This is a genomic window from Sulfolobales archaeon (assembly GCA_038897115.1).
Classification (GTDB): domain Archaea; phylum Thermoproteota; class Thermoprotei_A; order Sulfolobales; family AG1; genus AG1.
This window is the reverse complement of sequence record JAWAXC010000144.1, coordinates 1-4,304: the sequence shown is the minus strand read 5'-3', so window position 1 is coordinate 4,304 and position 4,304 is coordinate 1. Positions and strand designations below refer to the sequence as shown.

Annotated in this window: 6 protein-coding genes; 2 read left to right on the top strand and 4 right to left on the bottom strand. The window is 44.4% G+C overall.

What is annotated here, in order from left to right; genetic code table 11:
* On the top strand, window positions 1-435 hold a 435-nt coding region (locus QXE01_11785), incomplete at its 5' end, for a nucleotidyltransferase (GenBank protein ID MEM4971918.1).
* 60 nt (window positions 436-495) lie between these two features.
* Window positions 496-1,707, top strand: a complete 1,212-nt coding sequence (gene dnaG, locus QXE01_11780) for a DNA primase DnaG (protein MEM4971917.1) — start codon at window positions 496-498, stop codon at window positions 1,705-1,707.
* Here dnaG and QXE01_11775 read toward each other — a convergent pair.
* From QXE01_11775 to QXE01_11760, 4 genes are all read right to left on the bottom strand, one after another.
* Window positions 1,702-2,169: a small multi-drug export protein gene (locus tag QXE01_11775; protein MEM4971916.1), complete on the bottom strand. Its 468-nt coding sequence runs from the start codon at window positions 2,167-2,169 to the stop codon at window positions 1,702-1,704. The genes dnaG and QXE01_11775 overlap by 6 nt on opposite strands.
* A gap of 230 nt (window positions 2,170-2,399) precedes the next feature.
* Complete coding sequence (locus tag QXE01_11770) at window positions 2,400-3,065, bottom strand: hypothetical protein (protein ID MEM4971915.1); 666 nt, start codon at window positions 3,063-3,065, stop codon at window positions 2,400-2,402.
* 50 nt (window positions 3,066-3,115) lie between these two features.
* Window positions 3,116-3,886: a hypothetical protein gene (locus QXE01_11765; protein MEM4971914.1), complete on the bottom strand. Its 771-nt coding sequence runs from the start codon at window positions 3,884-3,886 to the stop codon at window positions 3,116-3,118.
* A 226-nt stretch (window positions 3,887-4,112) separates the two neighbouring features.
* On the bottom strand, window positions 4,113-4,304 hold a 192-nt coding region (locus QXE01_11760), incomplete at its 5' end, for a serine--tRNA ligase (GenBank protein ID MEM4971913.1).

The window sequence follows — 4,304 nt, the reverse complement described above, 5'->3', positions numbered from 1 at the left end:
GATCTCTTTGTTTTTGAGGGTTCTCTTTCTGCTGTCGAGGCTGATCTTGTTTCTCGTGCTGATGAGATGGGCTGGGATGTTGGTTCTACGTGGCTTGGTACTCCGTCTCTTGTTGTTAGGGTTGGTTCTGAGGAGGTTCCCCTGGATCTCTATGAGGCTGTGCATGACTTCTACATCCCCTGGGAGTTTGTGGAGGGGTCTAGGGTTGTTGATCTCTCTGGCTATCCTCTTAGGATGCTTTCTCCTGAGCAGCATATTGTTTTGAAGGCTAGGTCTGGTTCTGAGTTTGTTGATGAGGAGCTCCACGAGTATGTTGATCTCTATGAGTCTGGGGATCTGAGGATCTCTCTGCAGGAGCTTAGAAGGTTATCATCGCTATTCGAGGATCAGAGGGCTATAATATCTAGGCTTAGAAAGGCTGGCTTCCCCCTCTAGAATGCTTTAATCTAAAAAGCTTCTGTGCATCCTATATATGGATGCTCATGGGTGGATGGAATGAAGTATGTGATCAAGGCTAGGATAGAGGTTGATGGTAATGTTGATAAACCCGATATAATAGGAGCTATATTTGGCCAGACCGAAGGGCTGTTCGGCCAGGAGCTGGATCTCAGGATCCTCCAGGAGAGGGGTAGAATAGGGAGGATCTATGTAGAGACAAGGACACAGGGTAACAAAGTAGTCGGAGAGATCCTAGTACCATCAAACCTAGACAGGGTAGAAACAGCATTGGTAGCAGCTATGATAGAGAGCATAGACAAGGTAGGCCCCTACAACGCAAGGGTACAGATAACAGATATAGTTGATATGAGGATAGAGAGGATCAAGAAGATAGTTGAGAGAGCCAAAGAGATACTTAATAAATGGGCTAAAGAGAAAACACCAGATCTAAAACAAATAGTAGAGGAGATAGAGGCAAGCATAAAAATACCAGAACCAATACTCTACGGACCAGAAAAACTACCAGCAGGGCCAGAGATAGAGACAAGCGACACAATAATCCTAGTAGAGGGGAGGGCAGATGTTATAAACATGCTGAGATACGGCTATAAAAACGTAATCTCAGTAGAAGGAGCACAGGGAAGAATACCAGAGACAATAGCAAAGCTAGCCCAGAGAAAAACAGTAATAGCATTCGTAGACGGAGACAGAGGAGGAGACATGATCCTAAAAACACTGCTAAAAACAGTAAAGATAGACTACATAGCCAGAGCACCACAAGGAAAAGAAGTGGAACAGCTAACAGGGAAGGAGATAGAGAGAGCACTCAAAAACATGATCCCAGCAACAGAATATCTAAAACAGATACAGGAGAAGAAAGAGGTGGAGGAGATAAAACCAGAGACAGAGGAGCAGAGAAGAGCACAGATAACACAAGCAGAACAAGCACAGCTAGAAACACTTGTAGAGATACCAGAGAAGATAGCGGAAGAAGCAAAAACACTGATAGGAACACTAACAGGAATCCTATACGACTCATCATGGAACCCAATCGAGAAAACAACGGTGAGAGATCTATATGAAAAGCTAACAACAAAAGACCCAGGATCTATATACGCAGTAGTATTCGACGGAATAATAACCCAGAGAATCATAGACATAGCGAGGGAGAAGAAGATAAAACTATTAATAGGAGCAAGGATAGGCTCAATAACAAGCAAGCCAGAAGAGATAGAGCTACTAACATTCAGCGACATAGGAGCATCATAGAGAGAACAAGGATAAGCCAAACCTAATCAGAAGAGCCTCCACAAAGCCAAAGAGAGAAACACCGAGAAGCTGGCATATAAAGGAGAACCTCCTACCCAGACCAAGAAAACCAGAGGCGAGGGATACAGCATAGACACCGGCGAAGGGAGTGGCAACCACTAGGACCAGGGAGAGCCTTCTAAACCCAAGCCCAGCGATAAACCTAGAACCCCTCCCACCGAAATAGCGGGAGAACCTAGGAAACCTCCTGGTAAACCATTCTAGGAAGCAAAGGATCGCTGCGGAGGGAGCCATGTTAGAAGGGATCGAGACTAGCCAAGCAATAAAAGGATCCAGACCAAGAGCAACACCAACAGGTATCGCAACCAAGATCTCGCCGACTGGCGATGCTGCAACAGCGGCAACCACAGATACTCTATATAGCAACTCCCACCAAGGATCCCAAGCCAACCCATTTTCCACCCGAGATATAGCCCTTTACAGAATATTAGCCCAGCAACAACAGATCTGGTGATACCCACATATTACAAAGACCAGACTCCTCCCCGCCCTAATGGGCGAGGCTCGGCTGTAAATGATCCTTAGATCATGGTTAATATATAAGCCGAATACCCAGAGATCCTAGATCTCAGCATTATCCCGGAAAGGTCTGTGTTGAAAAGTGTTTAACTCTATATAGCTCAGCATAGAGCCTAGCGGGATGTTAGAACCGCTATATAGTTATAATCACCACTCCTATAGAAAATATATATGTTACTACCATATACATAGGCCCATACCTGGAGACGCTCCGACATAGCTACTCTAACATCCTCTATACCCAAGTTAAGCATCTCAGCTATCAGGCCCCGTATCATCAGCTCACCCCTCATACCACCACTCTCTAGATCTAGCTCTAATAGATATATATCATATGAGGAGGGCACCAGCGGGGTTAGCATAGTGGGGTTCTTTGTGAGAAGATATAGCCTACCTCTGATCTCCCCTACAACCGAGATTATTTCAGGGAGGCTTTGAGAGCTTAGATCCTTGTTATAGATTCTCTCTCCTCTACCGCTATAGAAGCCTATCCTAGTTGATTCGTGATAAGCATTGCTATTATTCATAGAATATGTATATCTATATGTTATGAAGATCCCTCTCTCAGAGGCATGCATAGCTATATTCTTAATCTCCTTGATCTCTCTATCTATCTTAGAGGGTTCTACACACCATCTTAAACCATCATCAAGCGAGATGGAGCAGAGCTGGAGCACATAGCCTCTATACCCATATAGAGCGGCTACATATATGGTATCATTATATATAACACCATATCCCCCCAGAGAAGTGATCGGTATCTTCTCGCTCGAAAGCATATACCGCTTAACACTGTATTCACCGCCCTTATATAGATGAATAATTAGAATTAGAATAGATGGCCTGGCATATACCACTCCACCCCGATCCTCATTATCATAGGCTTCAACATATAATATAGATAAACCATTACCCCCTCGATGGGGGAGGACATGAGCCCCTCGGGACTGGATATATATATAGGCTGTACCATTGTTCCAACATGTATTCCGGAAGACTCCCAGGCAACTCTGCCATTTAAATCTAGGACAACATATTTCTCGGTTGATCCCAGATCATGTGCGTAGAGCATGCCCTCACCAGCATCTAATATCCATAAATAGGTTCCACTCACATTAGCAATGCTTATACTACCTGACACAAGATCTATAGTCCTAGCTGTTTTTCCACCATCCTGGATGAAATACGCATAGCGATCATCTATAATGGGGCGTCCAGCAGCAACCTCAACATATGTGGAATAGGGATTCCATCTATCCACAACAACACCATAATCTCTAACATCTCCCCCACCAAGCCTAACCCCGACCAGAGAGATCTTACCACCATCACCATCAATACTGCCTAGAAGCATGTAGAACCACCCATCCCTAACACCGATGGGATAGCCATACCCCTTAACAAGCCCTACAGGCTTTAGCCTAGGGGTAGCGCTAGAAACCTGGTCATAGCCCTTACCCAGTGCCGTCGTAACATTTGTAGAGCCTGTAAGCCCTTCGCCACCTCCAGATACCTCGGGCTTATTCATAGTTATCAAGGTAGAAGCGATAGCAACGATAATCACAGCTATAATGGCTATCAAAACCTTTAGAGAAGGCATGGCTATCTATACACCTTAATAGATAAATGGATTCACTAGCTTATAAAAAATTAGGCTAAAGAGATGCCGATCCCTGGTTATTATCTCTATAGATGGTTCACCACAACCTCTCTTAGCCCCTACTGAGGAGTGGGTACCGGATACTAGGGGGTTAATGATATTTTCTACAGATTATAAGCCTGATAGATGTGTAGTGAGTGAATATCTCATAGCTCTCTATATAAAATTAATTGCTAGATTTTCTCCTCGGATATATATAGTCCTTTGGAGCCTTTGCAAAAGGCTCTAGATATTTTCTGAGAACCTTGGGGATCTCGACGATGCCCTCGGGATCCTGGTTATTCTCGAGAATCGCTGTTATGGTTCTCGTGCTAGCTATTGCTGTGGAGTTGAGCGTATGTACATAGCCCTTCACCCT

Coding starts and splice junctions, on each gene's coding strand:
- dnaG (MEM4971917.1), top strand. CDS start 496: ATGAAGTATGTGATCAAGGCTAGGATAGAGGTTGATGGTAATGTTGAT.
- QXE01_11770 (MEM4971915.1), bottom strand. CDS start 3,065: ATGCTTTCGAGCGAGAAGATACCGATCACTTCTCTGGGGGGATATGGT.
- QXE01_11765 (MEM4971914.1), bottom strand. CDS start 3,886: ATGCCTTCTCTAAAGGTTTTGATAGCCATTATAGCTGTGATTATCGTT.